The following is a 17,286-nucleotide window of genomic DNA, read 5'->3' on the forward strand; positions in this document are numbered from 1 at the left end:
GGGGACAAAGGCCCCTCCCGCCGCCGGATCAGTCGCGCAGCAGTTCGTTGATGCCGGTCTTGGACCGGGTCTGCGCGTCCACGCGCTTCACGATCACCGCGCAATAGAGGCTGGGTCCGGGCGTGCCGTCGGGCAGCGGCCTGCCGGGCAGGTTGCCGGGCACCACCACCGAATAGGGCGGCACTTCGCCCATGAACACTTCGCCGGTCGCGCGGTCGATAATCTTGGTCGACTGGCCGATGAACACGCCCATCGACAGCACCGATCCCTTGCCGATGCGCACGCCTTCCACGACTTCGGACCGCGCGCCGATGAAACAGTCGTCCTCGATGATGACCGGGTCGGCCTGCAACGGTTCCAGCACGCCGCCGATGCCGACGCCGCCCGACAGGTGGACATTCTTCCCGATCTGCGCGCAGCTTCCCACCGTCACCCAGGTGTCGACCATCGTGCCTTCATCGACGAACGCGCCGATGTTGACGAAGCTCGGCATCAGGATGACGTTCTTCGCGATATGCGATCCCGCCCGCGCGAAGCTGCCCGGCACGGCGCGGAAACCGGCGGCGCGGAACGCCGCTTCGTCCCAGCCCGCGAACTTGCTCGGCACCTTGTCCCACCAGTGACCCGCGCCGGGACCGTTGTCGATCATGGCATTGTCGTTGAGGCGGAAGGACAGCAGCACCGCTTTCTTCGCCCACTGGTTGACCTGCCAGCCCTCCCCGGCAGGCTCCGCCACGCGCAGCGCGCCGCTGTCGAGCAGCGCCAATGCCTTGTCCACGGCCTGACGGATTTCGCCCTGCGTCTGGAGGTTGACGTTGGCCCGGTCTTCCCAGGCGGCGTCGATGGTGGCGATCAGGTCTTGGCTCATGGTCATTTCCCCAGAATGTCGGCCAGAAACGGCGTCAGATGGTCGGTTTCGAAGTCTATGAAATCGGGATGATGGTCGTGATTGCCCGCTTCGGAGCCATTGTTGACCCAGATCGTCGTCATGCCGATCGCCTTGGCGGGCTTCAGGTTGCGCGCCATATCCTCGAAGAAGGCGGCGCGGGTAGGCTCGACGGCGTGAACGCGGCACAGTTCGGCATAGCCCGACGGATCGGGCTTGGGCACATATTGGCAGGCATGGATGTCGTGGATCAGCTCGAACGCGCCCGATAGCCCCAGCCTGTCGAGCACGCGCCCGGCATAGGCGGCATCGCCATTGGTGAAGATCAGGCGGCGGCCCGGCAGCGCCGCGATGGCGTCGTTCAGCGCCGGATCGACCTCCAGCCGGTCCATCGAAATGTCATGCACATAATCGAGGAAGGCGCGCGGTTCGATGCCATGATGGCGCATCAGCCCCGACAATGTGGTGCCATGCTCCAGAAAATAGCGCTTCTGCGTCTCCCGCGCCTGAACCGGATCGCACCCCAGCAATCCCTGGATGAACTCGCCCATCTTCACGTCGATCAGCGCGAACAGGTCCGCCTTCGCCGGATAGAGCGTGTTGTCGAGATCGAAGATCCACGTGTCAATATGGGCGAGGTCGCCAAGCATGGCCGCGCCCTAGAGCGCCCGGATCAAGAGGGCAAGCCACGTTCCTCCCCGAGCTTGTCTCGGGGATGTGGCAGCCGAAGGCTGACGGAGGGGCATTGTGTCAATCCCTCTCTCCCCCATGAGGAACCGCTCAGCAGCCCGGTGCTTCGCTGTCCTGATAGAAGCGCTGCACCGCGTCCCACCCTTCCTGCGCTGTCTCGACCCAGGTCAGGAGGCTGAGGTCGGCGGGCGAAATCACGCCTTCATCGGCCAGCGCGTCGAAATCCACGACCCGGTTCCAGAAATCCCTGCCATAGAGCAGGATCGGGATCGGCTTCATCTTGCCGGTCTGGATCAGCGTCAGCAGTTCGAACATCTCGTCGAACGTGCCGAACCCGCCCGGAAACACGGCGAGCGCCCGCGCGCGCAGCAGGAAGTGCATCTTGCGCAGCGCGAAATAGTGGAACTGGAAGCTCAGCTCGGGCGTCACGAAGCGGTTGGGCGCCTGCTCATGCGGCAGGACGATGTTCATGCCGATGGTGGTCTGGCCGACATCGGCCGCGCCGCGATTGGCCGCTTCCATGATCGAGGGGCCGCCGCCCGAACAGACGACGAAGTGACGGCATCCCGCCTCGTTCACCGGATATTGCGCCGCGATCCGGGCGAGCTTGCGCGCCTCGTCATAATAGCGCGCCTTGGCGCCCAGATTTTCCGCCACCCGCCGCTCATCGGGACTCGTCGCCGCGTCGATCCGCGCCTGCACCTGATCCGGCTCGGGAATGCGCGCCGATCCGTAGAAGACAAAAGTCGATTCGATCCGCGCCTCGTCCATCAGCAGTTGCGGCTTCAGCAGCTCAAGCTGGAACCTTACGGGCCGCAGATCCTCGCGCAGCAGAAATTCGGTGTCCTGAAAGGCGAGGCGATAGGCCGCGCTCTGCGTCTGGGGAGTGCCCGTCTGCTTGCGGGCGTCCACGGCCTCTTCGCGGGCCGGACGGAATTTGCGTTCTTCAATTTCTTTTTTCGTCATCCCGGCGACTTAATGCGCGCCCGTGACAAAACCAAGGCCCGCCATCAGCCCGCCACCCGTTCGGCGCGCCTGAGAGTCAGCTGCAAAAGCCGCCCCTGCCGCCTTAGCGGCAAAAACCTCCACGCCCGCCCATGTCGAAGTGAAAATGATCGTGGTGCGCGGCGTTGTAATCGGGGCTGAGCACCGTGCTGAACCGCTTGCACGCGCTCGCCCGCACTGCTTCGAGGAACTGCCGTGTCCGCCCACCGCTGTTCCAGTCGTTCTGGATCGTGATCCGCCGTCCGTCCGACAGCACGAAGGCGCTGACGTCGATGGCGTTGCTGTGCGCATGTTCGGACAGCTTGCCGCTCCCCGCGATGGGGCGGCAATTATAGGTGCCAAACGTCTCGATCCGCTCGATCTCCGCGCCCAGGATCAGCCGCGCGGCAGGCTGCACGCCGTAACGCGCCCATGCCGCGAAATTGGCCGCAAGGCCGCAGGTCATCGCGCCAAGGTTGGTCGCGGGCACGCCGATGTCGATCAGCTTGACGCTGCCGACCGCGCTGCACCCGCCGTCGAAACGCCGGTCGGGCAGGGGGGTGAAGCTCACCGCCTGCGATTGCAGCCGCGCGAAACATTGCCGCGTTTCCATCGCGGGCTGCGACGGCGCGCGCGCGACGGGCGGGCGTGAAGAGGGCGCGGCGACCCGCCCGCGCGGCACCAGATCGCCGCTGCACGCGCCAAGGCTCATCGCGCTTGCCAGCAGCACGGCGAAGGCCGCGCCGCGCCGGTTTCCCTTTGCCCGCTCTTCCATGAATCGGGCTTTTACCATCCCAACCCTTTCCGTGGGTTAACGAAAAATCGCTTCGTCGCATTTCACAACATCCTTGACACCGCCGCCCGCATCTTTAGGGCGGCCGACGGGCCACGCGGTCCCAACGCCGCGCAGCTCTCTGCAAGGAGAAGCATGACATGACTGAACTGACTGCCGTTGACGCCACCATTGTGCCCGCTGAAAAGCCCGCAACCCGTCCGGCCCGCCCCTTCTTCTCATCCGGTCCCTGCGCCAAGCCTCCGGGCTGGAGCGCCGACAGGCTGAGCGCTGAGTCCCTCGGCCGCTCGCACCGCGCCAAGATCGGCAAGACCCGCCTCGCCTACTGCATCGACCTGATGCGCGAGCTTCTGAACCTGCCCGACACGCACCGCATCGGCATCGTGCCGGGCAGCGACACCGGCGCCTTCGAAATGGCGATGTGGACGATGCTGGGCGCGCGCCCGGTGACGACGCTCGCGTGGGAGAGCTTCGGCGAAGGCTGGGTGACGGACGCCGCCAAGCAGCTCAAGCTCGACCCCACCGTCATCCGCGCCGACTACGGCCAGCTTCCCGACCTCAGCCAGGTCGATTTCAGCAACGATGTGCTCTTCACCTGGAACGGCACCACGTCGGGCGTGCGCGTGCCGAACGCCGACTGGATTCCGGAGACACGCGAAGGCCTGACCTTCGCCGACGCGACCAGCGCGGTCTTCGCCTATGAGATCGACTGGACGAAGATCGACGTCGCCACCTTCTCCTGGCAGAAGGTGCTGGGCGGCGAGGGCGGCCACGGCGTCCTGATCCTCGGCCCCCGCGCGGTCGAGCGGCTCGAAACCCACACCCCCGCATGGCCCCTGCCCAAGGTCTTCCGCCTGATGGCGAAGGGCAAGCTCGCCGAAGGCGTGTTCAAGGGCGAGACGATCAACACGCCCTCCATGCTCGCGGTCGAGGACGCCATCTTCGCGCTCGAATGGGGCAAGTCGCTGGGCGGCCTCAAAGGTCTGATCGCCCGGTCGGACGCCAACGCCGCCGCGCTCGACAGGATCGTCGCCGACCGCGACTGGCTCGGCCACCTCGCCGCCGATCCCGCCACCCGCTCGAAGACCAGCGTCTGCCTGACGGTCGAGGGCGCGGACGAAGCCTTCATCAAGGCGTTCGCCGCTCTCCTCGAAAAGGAAGGCGCGGCCTACGACATCGCGGGCTATCGCGACGCGCCCGCGGGCCTGCGCATCTGGTGCGGCGCAACCGTCGAGACCGCCGACATCGAAGCGCTCGGGGGCTGGCTCGACTGGGCCTATGCCCAGACCAAGGCTGCCTGAAACAAACTGCGTCACCCCGGACCTGATCCGGGGTCCCGCTTCTTCATTCACGCCGCCCGCGACGTAAAGCGGGACCCCGGGTCAAGCCCGGGTGACGGTGAAACATAGGATATAACCCATGCCCAAAGTCCTCATTTCCGACAAAATGGACCCCCGCGCCGCCGCCATCTTCCGCGAGCGCGGCGTCGAGGTCGACGAAATCACCGGCAAGACCCCGGACGAACTGAAAGCGATCATCGGCCAGTATGACGGCCTCGCCATCCGGTCCTCGACCAAGGTGACGAAGGACATTCTCGACCACGCCACCAACCTGAAAGTCATCGGCCGCGCGGGCATCGGCGTCGACAATGTCGACATCCCCGCCGCCTCGGCCAAGGGCGTGATCGTCATGAACACCCCGTTCGGCAACTCTATCACCACCGCCGAACACGCCATCGCGCTCATGTTCGCGCTCGCCCGCCAACTTCCCGAAGCGAACGCGCAGACGCAGGCTGGCCTGTGGCCCAAGAACGGCTTCATGGGCGTCGAAGTCACCGGCAAGACGCTCGGCCTCATCGGCGCGGGCAATATCGGTTCGATCGTCGCCAGCCGCGCTCTCGGCCTCAAGATGAAGGTCGTCGCGTTCGACCCCTTCCTGACGCCTGAGCGGGCCGTGGAGATGGGCGTCGAAAAGGCCGATCTCGACACGCTGCTGGCGAAGGCCGACTTCATCACGCTGCACACGCCGCTGACCGACCAGACGCGCAATATCCTGAGCCGCGAAAATCTCGCCAAGACCAAGAAGGGCGTGCGCATCGTCAACTGCGCGCGCGGCGGCCTGATCGACGAGGCGGCGCTCAAGGACGCACTCGATTCGGGGCAGGTCGCGGGCGCGGCGCTCGACGTGTTCCAGACCGAACCCGCCAAGGAATCGCCGCTGTTCGGCACGCCGAACTTCATCTGCACCCCGCACCTTGGCGCATCGACCGACGAAGCGCAGGTCAATGTCGCGTTGCAGGTCGCCGAGCAACTGAGCGACTATCTGCTCGACGGCGGCATCACCAATGCGCTGAACGTCCCCTCGCTCTCCGCCGAGGAAGCGCCCAAGCTCAAGCCCTATATGGCGCTCGCCGAAAAGCTCGGCAGCATCGTCGGCCAGCTTGAAGGCGACGCCATCCTCGGTGTCGCGGTCGAAGTGGAGGGCCACGCCGCCGAACTCAACCAGAAGCCGATCACCGCGGCGGTGCTGGCGGGTCTGATGCGCGTCTATTCCGACACGGTGAACATGGTGAACGCGCCCTTCCTCGCGAAGGAACGCGGCCTCGACGTGCGCGAAGTGCGCCACGACCGCGAGGGCGACTATCAGACGCTGGTGCGCGTCACCGTCACCACCGAAAATGGCGACAAGTCGGTCGCGGGCACGCTCTTCGGCCACGCCCAGCCGCGCCTCGTCGAACTGTTCGGCATCAAGGTGGAGGCCGATCTCGACGGCACGATGCTCTACATCGTCAATCAGGACGCGCCCGGTTTCATCGGCCGCCTCGGTTCGACGCTGGGCGAAGCGTCCGTCAATATCGGCACCTTCCACCTCGGCCGCCGCAATCAGGGCGGCGAAGCGGTGCTGCTGCTCTCGGTCGACGGCACCGTCACCGAACCGCTGCGCTGGGAAATCTGCAACCTCGCCGGGGTGAAGCAGGTAAAGCTGCTGCGTTTCGCTTAAGCCGACACAAACGCCCTCTCCCCCAAGGGGAGAGGGTTGGGAGAGGGGGGGCGACGGTGCGACTGGACCCGAAGCTGAAAGAGCGCGCGCGAGCGATGCGCGCCAATCCCACTCCGGCTGAACAGAAACTTTGGCTCGCCCTGCGCGCCAATCGCTTCGAAAACCGGCAGTTCACGCGCCAGACGATCATCTCGCCCTATATTGTGGACTTCGCTTCCAAGGCCGCTCGCTTGGTCATCGAAATAGACGGGGATACACATTCCGCCGAAGATCGCTATGACGCCCGGCGAACCGAGTTTTTAGAATCGCTGGGATATCATGTGATCCGTTTTGGCAATCCTGACGTGATGGAAAATCTGGAAGGGGTTTTGAGCGTGATTGGAGAGGCCATGCGTAATCCCCTCTCCCAACCCTCTCCCCTTGGGGGAGAGGGCTTTTAGGATGGTCATCCCCCCCGGCCTTCTCCCTGAAGGATTGTCCGACCGCCTGCCGCCGCAGGCCGAAGCATCCGCGCGGCTGACGCGCCGCGTGCTCGATACCGTCGCCGCGCACGGCTATGAGCGCGTCATGCCCCCGCTCGCCGAGTTTGAGGATACGCTGACGCAGCGTCTCAAATCCATGCGTCCGCAGGATCTGGTCCGCGCCGTCGATCCCGTGTCGCAGCGCAGCCTCGCCTTCCGCCCGGACATGACCGCGCAGGTCGGCCGCATCGCCGCCACCCGCCTTGCCGCCGCGCCGCGCCCCCTGCGCCTGTCCTACGCCGGGCCGGTCATCCGCCAGAAGGCGAGCCAGCTCCGGCCGGAGCGCGAGAAGCTGCAACTGGGCGCCGAACTCATCGGCACGGACAGCACGGCCGCCGCTGTCGAGATCGTCAATGTCGCGATCGAGGCGCTGCAGGCGGCCGGCGTCACCGGCCTCACCATCGACTTCACGCTGCCCGACCTCATCGACACGCTCGCCGCCGGGCCGCTGCCGCTCGACGCGCGCGAAGTGGAGGCGGTGCGCACCGAACTCGACGCCAAGGATGCAGGCGCGCTCGTCGCGCTCAGCCCGGCGGCGGCGGCTTACCTCCCGCTCATCGAAGCGACCGGACCCTTCCACGCCGCGATGGAGCGCCTCGAAGCGTTCGACGCCCGCATCGGGGGCGCGCTTGCCAGCCGCATCGCGGGGCTGCGCGCCATCGCAAAGCCTATCGGCTGGGACATCACGCTGACGCTCGACCCCACCGAGCGGCACGGCTTCGAATTTCAGAACTGGTTCGGCTTCTCGATCTTCGCCGAAGGTTTCATCGGCGAGATCGGGCGCGGCGGCAGCTACGCCATCGCCCGCGCGGACGGTGCCGACGAACCGGCGATGGGTTTCTCGCTCTACCCCGATCCGCTGATCGACGCGGGCTTCGGCGGAGAAAGTCCCCGCCGCATCTTCCTGCCGCTCGGGTCCGATGCTGAGCGGGCGGCGGCGCTGCGGGCCGAAGGCTGGCACACCGTCGCGGCGCTGGCCAACGGCGAGGATGGCGCGGCGCAGCGCTGCTCGCACTGGCTCGACGGAGATGAAGTGCGCGCCTACTGACGGCGCTTCGTCCCGCTCGCGGTCAGCGGACCAGCCGTTTCACCCAAGCGTCCACGATAGTGGTTCCCGCATAGTCCGGGTCGCCCATCGACCGGTTGATCTGCATATGTCCGCGCAGCCCGCGCCCTTCCAGTGCGTGAATCTCCACCGGCGTCCCTGCGGCCCTGAGCGCCGTTGCAAGCGCTTCGGACTGCGCCGTGCCGTCGGCGCGGTCCACATGCAGGATCAGGAAAGCGGGGGCGTTGGGCATCGTCGCATGGAGCGTAGGCGACAGTGCCTTTTGCCGAGCCGGATCGGCGCCGAACGCCTGCTCATAGGTGCCCGCCATGAAACGCCCGCCCTCCTGCATCTGCCGGGGCACGTCATAGGCTGCGCCATCGAGCGGGATGACACCCTTCACGGCGTCGGGTGCAAGGCCTGCATTGGCGAAATAGCGCATGTCCGTGCCGACCAGCGCCACAAGATGCGCGCCCGCGCTATGGCCCATCAGCACGATCCGCTCCGGATCGAAGCCCAGCGTCCCGGCCTTGCCGCGCAGATAGGCGATGGCATCCGCCACATCCTGCGCCTGCTCCTCGACCGTGGCGGCGGGGACCAGGCGGTAATTGATCGACGCAAAGGCGTAGCCAAGGCCGGTATAATGGTCGACCTTGGCCGCACCCGTCGCATTGTCTTTGCTGCCGCGTTTCCATCCGCCGCCGTGAACGAAGAGGATCAGGGGCGGTTTCGCGCCCTTGCCGCGCCAGTAATCGAGCGACTGGAGCGCATCCTTGCCATAGGCCATGGCCTGTGCGCCGGAAGGGGTTTGCTGCCCCTTCTCCATGCGCGCCGCCCATCGTTCGCGCAGGGTCTTGGCTTCCACCCCGCCCGCCAGCAGCAGGGCGGGGATCAACAACAGGAAAAATCGCCCGCGCATCGGTGCCTCCTCGTTTCCGCCATGATCGCCGGACTGCAGGCCCGCGTGAAGCCGTTAACCTGTATCAAAGTGTAAGAGCCGCTGTCGCCTTGACGCGCCGGGCGCGGGGGGCTAACCCGCGCCGCGCATCAGGGGACGCGCTGCGTCCCTTTCATCCCACCGGCATGCCGAGTCCCGTCGAAGGGCATGGCCGGTCCGCGCGGCGGGCGGAGGACTGTATCTGTGGCTAATGTAACCGTGATCGGCGCCCAGTGGGGCGACGAGGGCAAGGGCAAGATCGTCGACTGGCTGTCGGAGCGCGCCGATGTCGTCGCCCGCTTTCAGGGCGGTCACAATGCCGGGCACACGCTGGTCGTGGGGGAGAAGGTCTACAAGCTCTCGCTGCTGCCTTCGGGCATCGTGCGCGGCACGCTGTCGGTGATCGGCAACGGCGTGGTGCTCGATCCCTGGCATTTCCGTGACGAAGTGGCGAAGCTCAAAGGACAGGGGGTGGAGATTACCCCCGACAATCTCCAGATCGCCGAAACCTGCCCCCTGATCCTGCCCTTCCACCGCGACCTTGACGGGCTGCGCGAGGATGCGTCGGGTGCGGGCAAGATCGGCACCACCCGTCGCGGCATCGGCCCGGCTTACGAGGACAAGGTCGGCCGCCGCGCCATACGCGTATGCGACCTCGCCCATCTCGACGATCTCGGTCCGCAGCTCGACCGCCTGACCGCGCACCACGACGCGCTGCGCGCCGGTTTCGGCGAACCGCCGGTCGACCGCGACGCGCTGATGGCGGAGCTGGCCGACATCGCCGCCTTCATCCTGCCTTTCGTCAAGCCCGTCTGGCTGACGCTCAACAAGGCCAAGTCGGAGGGCAAGCGCATCCTGTTCGAAGGCGCGCAGGGCACGCTGCTCGACATCGACCATGGCACCTATCCCTTCGTCACCTCGTCCAACACGGTCGCGGGCACGGCGGCGAGCGGCACCGGCCTTGGCCCCGGCGGGGCGGGCTTCGTGCTCGGCATCACCAAGGCCTATACCACCCGCGTCGGCTCCGGCCCGTTCCCCACCGAGCAGGACAATGACGTCGGCCAGCGCCTCGGCGAACGCGGCCATGAATTCGGCACCGTCACCGGGCGCAAGCGGCGCTGCGGCTGGTTCGACGCGGTGCTGGTGCGCCAGTCGGTCGCGGTGTCGGGCGTCACCGGCATCGCGCTCACCAAGCTCGACGTGCTCGACGGGTTCGAGTCGCTCAAAATCTGCGTCGGCTACCGCATCGGCGACCGCAGCTTCGACTATCTCCCCGCCCATGCGCAGGATCAGGCCCGCGCCGAGCCGATCTATGAGGAGATCGAAGGCTGGCAGGACACGACGGCGGGCGCGCGGAGCTGGGCGGACCTGCCTGCGCAGGCGATCAAATATATCCGCCGGATCGAGGAACTGATCGGCTGCCCGGTCACGCTCGTCTCCACCAGCCCCGAGCGCGAGGACACCATCCTCGTGCGCGACCCCTTCGCGGACTGATATTTTGTTTCAGCTTTGCTGAAACGGGTCCGCACCGGCCCTCTCCCCCACCCGACCACCCAACGCAGTATCATATGGGTGGCCGGGTGGGGGAGAGGGCCGGTGCGGCTCTAAACCAAAGGCAATATGATGGGTGAGCGTTTCGAACGGCACAAACAGCCCTGGACCGCGGACGAAATCCAGAAGCTGCACACGCTGGCGAAGAAGGGCATGGCCCTGAAAGCCATCGCCAAGGCGCTCACCCGCAGTGAGGAATCGGTGAAAGTCCGCGCCAAGCAGGACGGGCTTTCCATCGCCAAGCTGCGCTGATCCTGACTCGACGGTAGGCGGTCGCCATGCGATGACTGCACGTTCCACAGGGAGGCTACGCATGGCGCTCGACATCCTCGTCCTCTACGGTTCCTACCGCCGCGGCCGCCTCGGCATCCGGCTCGCCGACTATCTGGTGCGGGGTTTTGAAGGGCTGGGCCACCAGGCGGAACTGGTCGATGCGAAAGCCATCAACCTTCCCATGCTCGACCTGCGCTACAGCGACCATGCGGAAGGGCAGGCGCCTGCCGCCATGGCGCGGCTGGCCGAACGCCTGAAGGCCGCCGACGCCTTCGTCTTCGTCGCGGGCGAATATAATCGCGGCATCCAGCCGGGCCTCAAGAACCTCGTCGACCATTATCTGACCGAATTCGACCGCCGCCCCGCCGCCATCGCCAGCTATTCGATGGGCCGCTTCGCCGGTGTCAATTCCCACGCCGACTGGACGGTGACGCTTTCCGCCATGGGCATGGCCGTGGTGCCCGAGCGGCTGAGCGTCGGCCAGATCCACCAGACGCTCGACGAACAGGCGCAGCCTCAGGGCGAAGGCGGCGCGGCGCTGGAGCGCGGTTTCGCGGGCTTTTCCCGCTCGCTCATCTGGTGGGCGGAGGCAGCGAAGGCGGCCCGCGATCCTGCTCTGTAACTTTTTGTTGCAACGCAGCATGAAGGGAGCATCACGCGGCTTTTAGGCGTTGCGTCTGTCCATCTGCCGGAGTGCCCCATGATCGTCGATCCCGTCCCCAGTCTCAGCCGCATCGCATCGGAAGTGTGGAAGCCGCTGCTGGGCCTCTTCATATGGGACTGCGCGGTGACACTGGCCTATTTCGTGCTGCCCTTCCGCGCGCCCTCGCTCCCGCTCACCATCTTCGGCACCGTGCTCGCCCTCTTCCTCGGCTTCCGCTCGAACAGCGCCTATGCCCGCTGGTGGGAAGCGCGTACGCTCTGGGGTGCGATGATCAACGCCTCGCGCAGCCTGTCGCGCGCCACCCGCAATTTCCTGCCCGATCCCGACGCGGTCGAACTCAAGCGCGAGATCGTCAGGCGCCAGATCGCCTATGTGAACGCGCTGCGCTGCCAGCTCCGCCGCCAGCCGATCGGCGAAGATGTGACGAAATTCCTCAATGAAGAGGATAAGGGCAAGGCGCTGGCCCGCACCAACCCCGCCAACGGCCTGCTCGACAGCACCGGCCGCCGCATCGCCATCGCGCGGGCGAAGGGCTGGATCGACAGCATCCAGCAGACGCAGATGGAAGCGGTGCTGGTCGACATCGCCAATGCGCAGGGCGGCATGGAGCGGATCAAGAACACGCCGCTGCCGGTGCAATATCGCTATCTGCCGACGATCTTTACCCACATCTTCTGCATCGCGCTGCCCATCGGCCTCGTCGAATCGCTGGGGCTGGCGACGCCGCTCGGTTCGACCGTCGCGGGCCTCATGTTCCTCGCCGTCCTGCGCATCGGCGACGATCTGGTCGATCCCTTCGCCAACACCGTCCACGACAATCCCTTGAGCGCCATGTGCCGCACGATAGAAATCGACCTGCTCCAGTCGATCGGCGACCCCGCGCCCGATCCGGTCACGCCGGTGCGCGGCGTCCTCTGGTAAGGCAATTCCTCCCCTGCAAGGGGAGGTGGCGCGCGCGGAGCGCGTGACGGAGGGGTGTCACCCTCTCGTCAGGTAAGCACCCCTCCACCACTTCGTGATCCCCAATCACCCCTTCCGGTCGTCGTCCACCATGTCGGACGCCAGCTCCAGCCCGCGCCGCCCGTCTGCGGGCGTATGCGCCGGAGCCTTAGGGTGCGGCACGTCGACCGGCTCTTCCACCTCCAGCATGCCTTCCCACTTGGTGATGACCGATGTGGCGATGGCGTTGCCCAGCACGTTGGTGGCGGTGCGGCCCATGTCCATGAAGTGATCGACCGCCAGCACGAACGCCACGCCCTCGACCGGCAGGTCGAACTGGCCCAGCGTCGCGGCGACCACGACAAGGCTCGCGCGCGGCACGGCGGCGATGCCCTTGCTCGTGACCATGAGGACGAGGAGGATGGTGATCTGCGTCGCGATGGGCAGGTCGATGCCATAGGCCTGCGCGATGAAGATCGTCGCGAAGGTCGAATACATCATCGACCCGTCGAGGTTGAAGCTGTAGCCCAGCGGCAGCACGAAGCTGTAGATGCGGCGCGGCACGCCGAACCGGTCGAGCTGCTCCAGCATCTTGGGATAGGCCGCTTCCGACGATGCGGTCGAAAAGGCGATCAGGATCGGCTCGCGCACATAGCGCACCAGCTTGAGCATCCGCTTGCCCAGGAAGAGCGCGCCCGCCGCGAACAGCAGCGCCCACAGGCAGAACAGCGCGATGTAGAACTCGCCCACCAGCTCGCCATAGGTTTTGAGCACGCCCAGCCCCTGCACCGTCACCGACGATGCCAGCGCCCCGAACACGGCGAAGGGCGCGACCCGCATGACATAGCCTGTCACCTGCAGCATCAGTTCGACCATCGACTCGATCACCGTGACGATGGGCTTGCCCTTGTCGCCGATAGCCGTCAGCGCCACGCCCACGAAGAGCGAGAAGACGACGATCTGGAGGATCGAATTTTCCGCCATCGCGCCCACCATCGACGTCGGGAAGACGTGCAGGATGAAGTCGCGGAAATTGAGCGCTTCGGTGTTGACGCCGCTTTCTGCGCCCGACCGGACGAGGTTCAGCCCTTCGCCCGGCGCGAAGAAATTGACGAAGATGATGCCCAGCGTCAGCGAAATCAGGCTGGCGATGATGAACCATGCGAGCGCGCGCCCGCCGATCCGCCCCAGCGCTGCGCTGTCCCCCATATGGGCGATGCCCGCGATCAGCGTGGAAAAGACCAGCGGCGCGATGATCATCTTGATGAGATGGAGGAAAATGTCGGCGAGCAGGTGGAAATAGCCGGCGACATCCTTCGCCAGCGCCTCATCGCCCCCGACCGCCAGATTGGCTACGAAGCCGGTAATCACCCCCAGCACCATGCCGATGAGGATGAAGGCCGTCAGTCTGTTTCGCATTGATTCCCTCTCGGGCGCACGCCGGCTGCGCGCTCCGTTCGATCTACTGTCTTTGGCCGACACCTATCAGGCGGTTGGATCAGCCGCAATCGGCCCGCATCCGCCCGCAGGATGTTAGACGAAGCAGGACCGGCTTTCCGCCGCCGCTTTGTCGATCAGGGATAGAGCAGCCCTTCGCGCCACCCGTCGCCCTCGCGCGTGAAGTGGCGGCGTTCGTGCAGGCGATGCTCGCGGTCCTGCCAGAATTCGATGCTCTGCGGGTCCACGCGAAAACCGCCCCAGTGCGGCGGACGCGGCACCGGCCCGCCTTCGAAACGCGCGCTGACTTCCGCGAAGCGATCCATGAAGACATCGCGTGAGGGGAGGGGGCGAGACTGGTCGGACGCCCATGCGCCGAGCTGACTGTCACGGCTGCGCGTGGCGAAATAGGCGTCGGCGGCTGCATCGTCGACCGGTCCGACCGGCCCTTCGACCCGGATCTGGCGGCGCAGCGATTTCCAGTGGAAGAGCAGCGCGGCATGCGGGTTCTCCAGCAGCTCGCCCGCCTTGCGCCCCTCGAAATTGGTGTAGAAGACGAAACCGTCCGGCCCATGCCCTTTCAGCAGCACCATCCGCACCGAAGGCCGCCCGCGCGCGTCGGCGGTGGCGAGCGCCATGGCGTTGCTGTCGTTGATCTCGGTCTGGCGCGCCTCGGCATACCATGTGTCGAACAGGGCGAAGGGATCGGTCATGCGCCCGTCCTATGCGCCCGCCGCGCCGCTGTCGATATGACCGATTGTCAGGACATGGCCTTTGCCACGACTTGAATGTGGCCCCGCTATCGTCCACATAGTCCCCAAGTGATGCTTTTGTGCAACAGGTAGAGTGAATGGCTGATCCCTATTCGACATTGGGCGTGGCCCGCGCCGCCACCGAGGCGGAGATCAAGTCTGCCTATCGCAAGCTCGCCAAGGAGCTGCACCCCGATCGCAACAAGGACAATCCGAAGGCCGCGGAGAAATTCTCCGCCGTGACCAACGCCTATGACCTGCTGTCGGACAAGGACAAGCGCGCCCGGTTCGACCGCGGCGAAATCGACGCGGATGGCAATCCCACCGCGCCCTTCGGCTTCGGTGGTGGCGGCGGCGGACAGGGGGGCGGCTTTCGCGGCCAGACGGGCGGGTTCGAGACCGGCGGCGCGGATTTCGGCGACATTTTCGAAGGGCTGTTCGGCGGCGCGGGACGGCGCGCGGGCGGCGGCGCAGGCTTTGGCGGTTTCGGGCGTCAGGCTCCGCCCAAGGGCGCGAATGTCGCCTATCGCCTCGCCGTGCAGTTCGTCGACGCCGCCACCCTCGCGCCGCAGCGGATCACGCTTCAGGACGGCAAGACCATCGACCTCAAACTCCCCGCCGGGGTGGAGAGCGGCACCCAGATGCGCCTGTCGGGCAAGGGCCAGGCCGGGCCGGGCGGCGCGGGCGACGCCATCGTCACCATCGACGTGAAACCGCACCCCTTCTTCACCCGCGACGGCGACAATGTACTGCTCGACCTTCCCATCACGCTCGACGAGGCGGTGAAGGGCGGCAAGGTCAAGGTGCCCACGGTCGACGGCCCGGTGATGCTGGGGGTGCCCGCCGGAACCTCGTCCGGCAAGACGCTCCGCCTGCGCGGCAGGGGCTTCACCGCGAAGGACGGGTCGCGCGGCGACCAGCTCGTCACGCTCCAGATCGACGTGCCCGCCGACGATCCCGCCATCAGGGCGCTGGTCGAAAGCTGGCAGGACAGCCGTGCGGTGCGCGCCCATCTGGGCGTCTGAGGCGTTAAGCCCGGCTGATGCCGATGCCTTCCCCCCTTTCGCCTGAATCCCGGCGCAGGACAACGCAGGGCGCGCGGGCGCATTTCCACCGCCAGATCGCCAGGGTCCGCCCCGGATCGCACATCTTCGAAGTGGCGAAGCGCGTTGCGGTCGGCACCTATAGCGACGGCTTCATCCACGCGGGGAACCTCGCCTATCTGTCGCTGATGACGCTCTTCCCCTTCTTCATCGTCGCGGCGGCGGTGGCGAGCATCTTCGGCCGGACGCAGGACGGGGTGCAGGCGGTCAACGCCTTCCTCTATACCGTCCCGCGCGGCGTCGCAGACGTGGTGCGCCAGCCGATCAACGATGTGCTGACGGCGCGGTCCGGTCCGCTGCTGTGGCTCGGCGGGCTTGTGGGCCTGTGGACCGTGGGCAGCCTCATCGAAACCATCCGCGACATATTGCGCCGCGCCTACGGAACGAAGAGCACGAAGGCTTTCTGGCAATATCGTCTGGGCGCGATCGGCATCACTTTGGTCAGCGTCTTCGCGGTCATGTTCGCCTTCTCGATGCAGGTCGTCATCACCGGCGTAGACCAGTTCCTGCATCAGATCCTCCCCTGGGCGGACGACGCCATCACGCTCGTCGCATCGGCGAAGCTGGTGCCGATGGCGATCCTGTGCGTCGCCATGTGGTCGCTGTTCGTCGCGCTCACGCCCACCGCCTACAAGGACCGGCGCTTCCCCAAATGGCCCGGCGCCGCCGCGACCTCGCTCTGGTGGTATGGCACCACGCTGCTGCTGCCCCCGACGCTGTCGCTGCTCGGCGGCTATGGCCGCACCTATGGCAGCCTTGCGGGTGTCATGATCACTCTCATTTTTTTCTTTCTCGTCGGGCTTGGCGTGGTAATTGGCGCGGAATTGAACGCGGCGCTCGCGGAATTTCCCGAAGAGGAAGCGGACGAAGCGCCCGGCACTTAAGGGAAACGGAAACGACGATATGACAGGCTTGATGGCAGGGAAGCGGGGTCTCATCATGGGGCTGGCCAACGACAAGTCGCTCGCTTGGGGCATCGCCCAGCAGCTTCATGCGCACGGCGCTGACCTTGCTTTCTCCTATCAGGGCGAAGCGCTGGGCAAGCGGGTCAAGCCGCTGGCGGAGCAGCTCGGCTCCGATTTCCTGATCGACTGCGACGTCACCGACATGGAGAAGCTCGACGCCGCCTTCGCGGAAATCGAAAGCCGCTGGGGCACGCTCGATTTCGTGGTCCATGCCATCGGCTTTTCCGACAAGAACGAACTGCGCGGTCTCTATGTCGACACCAGCCTCGACAATTTCCTGCTGACGATGAACGTGTCGGCCTACAGCTTCGTCGCCGTGACGAAGCGCGCGCGGGCGCTGATGCCGAACGGCGGCAGCATTCTGACGCTGTCCTACTATGGCGCGGAAAAGGTCATCCCGCACTATAACGTCATGGGCGTCGCCAAGGCGGCGCTGGAAACCAGCGTCAAATATCTGGCGATGGACCTGGGACCGGAAAATATCCGCGTCAACGCCATCTCCGCCGGGCCGATCAAGACGCTGGCCGCCAGCGGCATCGGCGATTTCCGCTATATCCTCAAGTGGAACGAACTGAACTCGCCGCTGCGCCGCAATGTCACCATCGACGATGTCGGCGGCGCGGGCCTCTACCTCCTGTCCGACCTCGCATCGGGCGTGACGGGCGAAATCCACCATGTCGACGCAGGCTACAACGTCATCGGCATGAAGGCCGAAGACGCCCCCGACATCGCGCTGGACAGGTAGG

The 17,286-nt window shown here is 66.0% G+C and carries 18 protein-coding genes; 11 read left to right on the forward strand and 7 right to left on the reverse strand.

The window, feature by feature from the left end; all coding sequences use genetic code 11:
* Positions 1-28: 28 nt before the first annotated feature.
* The 4 genes from dapD to SAMIE_RS20000 form a co-directional block, all read right to left on the reverse strand.
* The gene (dapD, locus tag SAMIE_RS19985; RefSeq protein ID WP_066696583.1) at positions 29-868 is read right to left on the reverse strand and encodes a 2,3,4,5-tetrahydropyridine-2,6-dicarboxylate N-succinyltransferase; all 840 of its coding nucleotides are present in this window, start codon (positions 866-868) and stop codon (positions 29-31) included.
* Positions 869-870: 2 nt separating this feature from the next.
* A complete protein-coding gene (locus SAMIE_RS19990; RefSeq protein ID WP_066696586.1) occupies positions 871-1,536 on the reverse strand; it encodes a pyrimidine 5'-nucleotidase in 666 nt (221 codons plus the stop codon).
* Positions 1,537-1,666: 130 nt separating this feature from the next.
* Positions 1,667-2,542, reverse strand: coding sequence for an LOG family protein (locus SAMIE_RS19995; RefSeq protein ID WP_066696588.1), 876 nt, complete (start codon positions 2,540-2,542; stop codon positions 1,667-1,669).
* 103 nt (positions 2,543-2,645) lie between these two features.
* Positions 2,646-3,335, reverse strand: a complete 690-nt coding sequence (locus SAMIE_RS20000; protein ID WP_066696591.1) for an extensin-like domain-containing protein — start codon at positions 3,333-3,335, stop codon at positions 2,646-2,648.
* A gap of 158 nt (positions 3,336-3,493) precedes the next feature.
* Here SAMIE_RS20000 and SAMIE_RS20005 point away from each other — a divergent pair, with 158 nt between their 5' ends.
* The 4 genes from SAMIE_RS20005 to SAMIE_RS20020 all read left to right on the forward strand — a co-directional run bounded on the left by SAMIE_RS20005 (position 3,494) and on the right by SAMIE_RS20020 (position 7,922).
* A complete protein-coding gene (locus SAMIE_RS20005; RefSeq protein WP_066696593.1) occupies positions 3,494-4,654 on the forward strand; it encodes a phosphoserine transaminase in 1,161 nt (386 codons plus the stop codon).
* A gap of 118 nt (positions 4,655-4,772) precedes the next feature.
* Positions 4,773-6,353, forward strand: coding sequence for a phosphoglycerate dehydrogenase (serA, locus tag SAMIE_RS20010; RefSeq protein ID WP_066696595.1), 1,581 nt, complete (start codon positions 4,773-4,775; stop codon positions 6,351-6,353).
* A gap of 56 nt (positions 6,354-6,409) precedes the next feature.
* Complete coding sequence (locus SAMIE_RS20015) at positions 6,410-6,793, forward strand: endonuclease domain-containing protein (RefSeq protein ID WP_126516910.1); 384 nt, start codon at positions 6,410-6,412, stop codon at positions 6,791-6,793.
* A 1-nt stretch (position 6,794) separates the two neighbouring features.
* Positions 6,795-7,922 (forward strand): ATP phosphoribosyltransferase regulatory subunit, encoded by a 1,128-nt coding sequence (locus tag SAMIE_RS20020; RefSeq protein ID WP_066696599.1) that lies wholly within the window; start codon positions 6,795-6,797, stop codon positions 7,920-7,922.
* A gap of 22 nt (positions 7,923-7,944) precedes the next feature.
* Here SAMIE_RS20020 and SAMIE_RS20025 read toward each other — a convergent pair whose 3' ends face one another.
* Positions 7,945-8,838 carry an alpha/beta hydrolase gene (locus SAMIE_RS20025; protein ID WP_083952347.1) on the reverse strand — a complete coding sequence of 298 codons (894 nt, stop codon included), beginning with the start codon at positions 8,836-8,838 and terminating at the stop codon, positions 7,945-7,947.
* Between the two features lie 222 nt (positions 8,839-9,060).
* Here SAMIE_RS20025 and SAMIE_RS20030 point away from each other — a divergent pair, with 222 nt between their 5' ends.
* The 4 genes from SAMIE_RS20030 to SAMIE_RS20045 all read left to right on the forward strand — a co-directional run bounded on the left by SAMIE_RS20030 (position 9,061) and on the right by SAMIE_RS20045 (position 12,265).
* Positions 9,061-10,350 carry an adenylosuccinate synthase gene (locus SAMIE_RS20030; protein ID WP_066696601.1) on the forward strand — a complete coding sequence of 430 codons (1,290 nt, stop codon included), beginning with the start codon at positions 9,061-9,063 and terminating at the stop codon, positions 10,348-10,350.
* A 126-nt stretch (positions 10,351-10,476) separates the two neighbouring features.
* Positions 10,477-10,659 (forward strand): hypothetical protein, encoded by a 183-nt coding sequence (locus SAMIE_RS20035; protein ID WP_066696607.1) that lies wholly within the window; start codon positions 10,477-10,479, stop codon positions 10,657-10,659.
* 61 nt (positions 10,660-10,720) lie between these two features.
* Positions 10,721-11,302 (forward strand): NADPH-dependent FMN reductase, encoded by a 582-nt coding sequence (locus SAMIE_RS20040; protein WP_066696609.1) that lies wholly within the window; start codon positions 10,721-10,723, stop codon positions 11,300-11,302.
* A 78-nt stretch (positions 11,303-11,380) separates the two neighbouring features.
* Complete coding sequence (locus SAMIE_RS20045; RefSeq protein ID WP_066696611.1) at positions 11,381-12,265, forward strand: bestrophin family protein; 885 nt, start codon at positions 11,381-11,383, stop codon at positions 12,263-12,265.
* Between the two features lie 105 nt (positions 12,266-12,370).
* Here the strand turns inward: SAMIE_RS20045 and SAMIE_RS20050 are convergent, their stop codons facing one another.
* The gene (locus SAMIE_RS20050) at positions 12,371-13,702 is read right to left on the reverse strand and encodes a dicarboxylate/amino acid:cation symporter (protein ID WP_066696613.1); all 1,332 of its coding nucleotides are present in this window, start codon (positions 13,700-13,702) and stop codon (positions 12,371-12,373) included.
* A gap of 155 nt (positions 13,703-13,857) precedes the next feature.
* Positions 13,858-14,433: a pyridoxamine 5'-phosphate oxidase gene (gene pdxH, locus SAMIE_RS20055; RefSeq protein ID WP_066696621.1), complete on the reverse strand. Its 576-nt coding sequence runs from the start codon at positions 14,431-14,433 to the stop codon at positions 13,858-13,860.
* A gap of 137 nt (positions 14,434-14,570) precedes the next feature.
* Between pdxH and SAMIE_RS20060 the strand changes: the two genes are divergently transcribed.
* The 3 genes from SAMIE_RS20060 to fabI are packed head-to-tail and all read left to right on the forward strand — an operon-like array spanning position 14,571 to position 17,285.
* A complete protein-coding gene (locus tag SAMIE_RS20060; RefSeq protein ID WP_066696623.1) occupies positions 14,571-15,497 on the forward strand; it encodes a DnaJ C-terminal domain-containing protein in 927 nt (308 codons plus the stop codon).
* A gap of 17 nt (positions 15,498-15,514) precedes the next feature.
* A complete protein-coding gene (locus tag SAMIE_RS20065; RefSeq protein WP_066696627.1) occupies positions 15,515-16,459 on the forward strand; it encodes a YihY/virulence factor BrkB family protein in 945 nt (314 codons plus the stop codon).
* Positions 16,460-16,478: 19 nt separating this feature from the next.
* The gene (gene fabI / locus SAMIE_RS20070) at positions 16,479-17,285 is read left to right on the forward strand and encodes an enoyl-ACP reductase FabI (RefSeq protein WP_066696629.1); all 807 of its coding nucleotides are present in this window, start codon (positions 16,479-16,481) and stop codon (positions 17,283-17,285) included.
* The last annotated feature ends 1 nt before the right edge of the window (position 17,286 follow it).

It is taken from the genome of Sphingobium amiense, assembly GCF_003967075.1.
Classification (GTDB): Bacteria; Pseudomonadota; Alphaproteobacteria; order Sphingomonadales; family Sphingomonadaceae; genus Sphingobium; species Sphingobium amiense.